Source organism: Bacteroidales bacterium (genome assembly GCA_012517825.1).
Classification (GTDB): Bacteria; Bacteroidota; Bacteroidia; order Bacteroidales; family JAAYUG01; genus JAAYUG01.
Map to the genome: position 1 here is coordinate 1 of JAAYUG010000177.1, position 5,891 is coordinate 5,891.

Here is a 5,891-nt window from a genome sequence, read left to right on the forward strand (position 1 = left end):
GACCGGTAGTGATCCGTATCAGACTATCAGGCTGGCTTTGATACACAAACATCTTTTGACCACCTTCCCGGCAGACATGGCTCACCGTTCCTGTTACAGTAATCTTTTTCCCAACGTAATCAGAAGGATTTGCTTTAAGCTGAACAAGAGTAACGCTTTCGGGTGCATCAACTGCCTTCTTTTGGTGGCAGGAAATCAGAAAGAAAATAGAAAGAACGATGAACAAACCATGTAATCTATTCATATGTAGTGAATTATTTGATTAGTGTCAATTTTTAACGGAAACTCTTTATGCAATCTTCTGTGGTTGAATAAATTTCAAAGACATTGTGCAACTGAAGCAACTTGAAAAGTTCCATCACTTCAGGAGCTATATTACAGATCTTGAACTGGCCGTAACTGTTATTGGCAGTTTTCATAACCGAGAGAAAAACACCAAAACCTGAACTGTCAATAAAAGTAACTCCTTCAAGATTCAGAACCAGTTTCATGTTGGGTTTACTGAAAAAGCTGTTCAGTTCGGTTTTAACCTGATCAGCTATCAGCGCATTTAACCTGGTTACATTTTGGAATGAAACCACGGTGATATTGTCAACAACTTCTGCTTTCAGCATATTAGGGGTTTTTAAGTGATATGTCAGGTATCAGTTCACGAAGTTCATCTATTGCCTGCTGGCTGGAGTGCAGAAAAGCAGAAACACATTCGGCATAAAGGTCTTCATCTTTTCCGCTCAGAATATCAAGTTCCAGTTGTTTTAGCTTTTGTGCCAGACCGTGAAGTCCCATGATAGCAACCGTAGTTTTGGCTTTGTGCGCGTGTCTGGCCAGCTGATCCCAATCACGATGATTCAGACTTTCCTGCATGCTTTGGGCAAGTTCCTGCACCTGCGAAATAAATATTCCAACAAGTTCCCTGAGTACTTCAGGGTCATTTCCGGTATTTTCCCGAAGGTAGGAAAGGTCAACTATCATTTTGCACCAATTTCAAGGCTAAAATAATATAAAGATTTTAAGTTTCTAACCGGAAGAACAACTTTTGAACCCAAATTCGTCAATTGAAAAACTTAAGTGACGAATCGACCAATAAAATCTTATCAGATTTTAGACGTCGGGATTACCTCGATAAGTCAATAGAAACAAGTTGTTTAAATGTTTTTTGTGTTTCTGTTTACTCATCTCCTCTAAAAATAATTTTGTTATAGCCTGGTTGAATTTGTTAATTCATGGTACTTCGGTTGAACAAATCCTGCCGTTAAACCCGGATGATGCGTCAGGCGCAAAGCGAACTCATGCATTGTGGGTTGGAATGCAGGGTTGGGATTCGGGCCAACTCCGGTGTGCCTGAGTAAAATCAAACAGCCGGGCTAACTGAGCATTTTCAATTGGGTTGTGGTGGTTAACCAAATATTTTTTTTATCTTTCGTACCTGCAAACCCTTGCAAGGTTACAATTGATTCATAAATGAAAAACTTGTGCATATGAACAGGCTATTGGGGTGTATCCTGGTACTGTTTCTGTTTTCAGCAGGAGAGCTCATGTCACAGACAGTTTCAGCAGATCCTGTTGCTAAACTCAGAAATCAGCGGAACTACGCTCAGGCATACAATCAGGCTATTGAGGCGATAAAGGCAGGTGATTATTCCCGGGCTGCAGTATTTCTCGACAAAGCCCTGGAGTTTTCTGCCAATGCGCCGGAAGCATTGCTTCAAAGGGCCAAAATCTTTTTCACCTACCAGGATTATGATGCTTCCCTTCAGGATCTTGAGACGCTTCTTAAGAATAAACCGGAAACAGGAGAAGCGTGGTACCTGGAAGGACTTCTCTGGATGATTCACGATTCTGTGCCGCGGGCCTTGCAATGCATGAATGAGGCCATCCGGAGAAGCTACACTACCGACGAGGCTTTTTTCTACCGGGGCGTTCTGAAAACCCTTCAGGGTGATTACAGTGGAGCAATTTACGATTATACGATGGCTATTGACAAGAATCCCAATTATACCATAGCTTTTCATGAGCGTGCTTCTGTACGTCTTATGGTTAAAGACCTTCAGGGGGCTCTCTATGATTACCGAATGGCTGTTGGGCTGGATAGCATGTTCCTGACAGCCTATAATAATATGGGTCAGTTGAAGATGATTCTGGGAGATTATCAGGGAGCTGTGGAAGATTTTTCCAGGGTCGTCAGGCTTGATCCGGCAAATCATCAGGCATTTAATAACAGGGGACAGGCCTATTACCTGATGGGTGAATATCCTAAAGCAGTTGAGGATTTTTATGCGGCGGTAGTGATAGATTCTGCCTATGCAGCCGCATGGAATAACCTCGGAAATGCCTATGCCAAAATGGAAAAATATGAAGAGGCAACAACCTATTACACTAAAGCTCTGCAGATAGATTCCGGTTTTGCTGTTGCCTATCTTAACCGAGGCTTTGTCAACGAACTGCTTGGAAAGCTGGAAAATGCCTGTGCCGATTGGAATATGGCCTTTTCCCTTGGGCGAAAAGAGGCCGAAAAGTATATTAAGGAATGTAAGTAGCAACATGATTGGTAATCATGACGGTAAGAACTGATATTATGAGGAAATTATTTTTACTTATCCTGATTGCTTGCCTGGTTTATCCAGCCCATGCACAATCAGATCCCAAAATCAAACGAAACAAATTCTTTGCCGGTAAGGAAGGTTTCAGAGAGGCATGGAAATGCGTCAAAAAGGGCAATGAATTTTACAAAAAAGGGAAAGGGTATTTTCAGGATGCCCGGCAGTTATACCTGGAGGCATATAATTATAACCCTTTAGTTCCGGAACTTAATTACAAACTTGGCATCTGCTATCTTTATACGGATGACAAATTTCAGGCAATCGAATATCTGCGTTCTGCATGGAATCTTAAACCGGCTGTCACCAGAGATATCCTTTTTTACGTAGGAAGAGCCTATCACCAGGTCTTGAATTTTGACTCCGCTGTTGTTTCGTATCAGAATTACCTTGCCCGGCTGCCCAATAAGGAAAAAGTCGTGGCAAAGGCTATGATTGACAAATTGATTCAGGAATGTTATGACGGGAAAAAGCTGGCAGCAAATCCGGTGCGGGTTATTATTTCCGGTCTGGGGGAGGGAGTCAACAGCGAATATGATGACTATGGACCTGTTTTAGCACCCAACGACAGCCTGTTGTATTTCACATCCCGCCGGCCCGGCAGCAAAAAAGCGGAACGAAATCCTTATGACAACAAATATTATGAAGACATTTATGTGGCGAAGAGGGAAGGCACAGGGTGGACAGATGTGAAACCTGTCGGCAAGCCCGTGAACACCCGTCACAATGATGCTGTGGTGGGCATTACTCCTTCCGGAGATGGTCTTTTCATATACCGCGGAATAACGGGAGGAGGAGATATCCTTCTGGCCTGGCACCGGCGTAAAAAAGACAAATTTACGACCCCTTTCCAGGTGAACGAGAAATTCTTGTCCCGGTACAGAGAAACTTCCATCTGCATGACCAGTGATTCAACTGCTGTTTATTTTGTCAGCGACAATCCTTCCCAAAGTATGGGAGGTAAAGATATCTTTATGAGCACTACCCGGAAGAAGGGTACGGAACGTTGGAAAAAGCCTGTCAATCTTGGTCCTGTCATCAATACCCCGTATGATGAAGAGGGTGTTTACATTACCCCTGACGGAAAAACTCTCTATTTCAGTTCAAAAGGCCATAATACCATGGGAGGGTATGATATCTTCCGGTCGGTGAAACTGGATGACGGCAGTTGGTCAGCCCCTGAAAATCTGGGTTACCCGATCAATACCCCTGATGATGAATTGTTCTATCGCCCTGACATATTGAATCCGAAATATGCATATTACTCGGCTGTGCGTGAAGGAGGACGCGGGGGAAAAGATATTTTCCGGATTGCTTTTCTCGGAGAGGAAAAGGAACTGGTTCTTGTTTCTGATACGGCTTTGTTTGCATGGAGGCAGGCTTTTCCGCCAAAAGCATTTACAAAGATTCCTGAATTCCTTGGAATTGATTCAACCCTTGTTATAACAGGAAAAATTACCGATGCAGCAACCGGGAAAGGTATCATGGCGAGGATTGAATTTATCGATGCCGGAGCCAGTAAAACTGTTGCTACAGCTGTGTCTGATACCACAGGGGATTACCGGGCTTCATTGCCGGCAAAGACGAAATACGGAGTGGAAATCATGGCAAAGGACTATCTTTTCTTCCTCGAAATGGTCAACCTGGCAGAAGATACTTCCGATGTCCTTTTTGTCCGCAACTTTGCTCTGACCAGGGTAGAAGTGGGAACTAAAGTCGTACTCCGGAATATTTTCTTCGAAACAGGGAAAGCCACGCTGAAACCCGAATCATATGCCGAATTGTCCAATGTTCTTAAGTTTATGGAAGACAATCCAACCATCAGGCTTGAAATATCGGGACATACCGACAATGTCGGCTCACGACGGGTGAACCAGAAACTTTCGGAAGACAGAGCCAGAGCTGTTGTCGATTATCTCGTTGCGAAGGGAATTGACAGGTCAAGGCTTGAGTCAAAGGGATACGCTGATACCCAGCCCGTTTCAACAAATGCTACTTCTGAAGGGCGGGCGCTGAACCGGCGAGTCGAATTTAAGGTTATTGGCAAATAATGCGCTGATGGGTAAAATACCTGATTCTGTTGCCCGGGGTCCGGGTAGCAGAAAGCCATAAAATGCGCATCCGCTCAACAAAAAACGCTATTGTTTTCTTTCCCGTTTTCAGCGGCCGTAAGTTATTAGTTTCCACTGAAGATTGCCGGCAAACTGATGGTCCGGAAGTAAAGGAGAACCGGTTTTAGGTTAAAGAACATTCATGGTTTATCGCGTAAAATTTATTTTTGTGCAAACAAAAACCAAAAATTATGTCTGTAAAACAAACTGCATTTCATGATATCCATGTAAAACTGGGTGCCCGTATGGTTGAATTTGCGGGGTTCAGAATGCCTCTGGAATATACAGGAGTAACGGATGAACATATTACAGTGCGAACCGGCGTTGGTGTTTTTGATGTTTCCCACATGGGCGAGATTTGGGTCAGGGGATCACATGCTCTTGATCTGATTCAGAAAATAACTACCAATGATGCCTCCGTTCTTACTCCCGGAAAAGTTCAGTATTCCTGCATGCCAAACGGAAGGGGAGGAATTGTTGATGATCTTCTTGTGTATTGCTTTGACGGGCAAACTTACCTTTTGGTTGTAAATGCCGCCAATATTGAAAAAGACTGGAATTGGATTGTACAGCAGAATTCCATGGGAGCCGTTCTTGAAAATGCTTCCGACAGCATTTCCCAGCTCGCAGTTCAGGGGCCAAAGGCGGTTGAGATTCTGCAGGAGCTTACACCGGTGCCACTTTCAGAACTGAAATATTATACATTTACTACAGGAGAGATGGCTGGTGTGCCCGGAGTGATCATATCGGCCACAGGGTATACAGGAGCGGGAGGTTTTGAACTGTATTTTCCGAATGCATTTGCTGAGAAAATTTGGAATGCAGTATTTGAAGCGGGAAAAAAGGCCGGAATAAAACCGGCAGGACTGGCCGCACGCGATACCCTGAGACTGGAAATGGGATACTGTTTGTACGGCAACGATATCGACGATACCACATCTCCTATTGAAGCCGGTTTGGGCTGGATTACAAAATTTACCGAAGGAAAGAATTTCATCGACAGGGATCTTTTGTGGCAACAGAAACAAAAAGGTGTTGCACGAAAACTTGTTGGTTTTGAAATGATAGAGAGAGGGATTCCCCGGCAGCATTATACCATTGCCGATGCATCAGGCAACAAGGTGGGAGAAGTCACTTCGGGAACCATGTCCCCCATGTTGAAAAAGGGAATAGGAATGGGGTA

General features: G+C 43.9%; 6 protein-coding genes. 3 read left to right on the plus strand and 3 right to left on the minus strand.

The annotated features are described in order from the left end of the window. From GX419_12415 to GX419_12425, 3 genes are all read right to left on the minus strand, one after another. A partial coding sequence (locus GX419_12415; protein ID NLI25498.1) for a hypothetical protein occupies window positions 1–244 on the minus strand: 244 nt, incomplete at its 3' end. Between the two features lie 31 nt (window positions 245–275). Beyond that, window positions 276–614, minus strand: a complete 339-nt coding sequence (locus tag GX419_12420) for an STAS domain-containing protein (GenBank protein NLI25499.1) — start codon at window positions 612–614, stop codon at window positions 276–278. A 1-nt stretch (window position 615) separates the two neighbouring features. Next, window positions 616–972, minus strand: coding sequence for an Hpt domain-containing protein (locus GX419_12425; protein ID NLI25500.1), 357 nt, complete (start codon window positions 970–972; stop codon window positions 616–618). Between the two features lie 506 nt (window positions 973–1,478). On the opposite strand from GX419_12425, the gene GX419_12430 reads away from it, so the two are divergent. The 3 genes from GX419_12430 to gcvT form a co-directional block, all read left to right on the plus strand. Continuing rightward, on the plus strand, window positions 1,479–2,537 hold the full coding sequence (locus tag GX419_12430; GenBank protein NLI25501.1) for a tetratricopeptide repeat protein: 1,059 nt from the start codon (window positions 1,479–1,481) through the stop codon (window positions 2,535–2,537). Between the two features lie 38 nt (window positions 2,538–2,575). After that, window positions 2,576–4,648, plus strand: coding sequence for an OmpA family protein (locus GX419_12435; GenBank protein ID NLI25502.1), 2,073 nt, complete (start codon window positions 2,576–2,578; stop codon window positions 4,646–4,648). A 251-nt stretch (window positions 4,649–4,899) separates the two neighbouring features. Beyond that, window positions 4,900–5,891: glycine cleavage system aminomethyltransferase GcvT (gene gcvT / locus GX419_12440; protein NLI25503.1), on the plus strand; the 992-nt coding region annotated here is incomplete at its 3' end.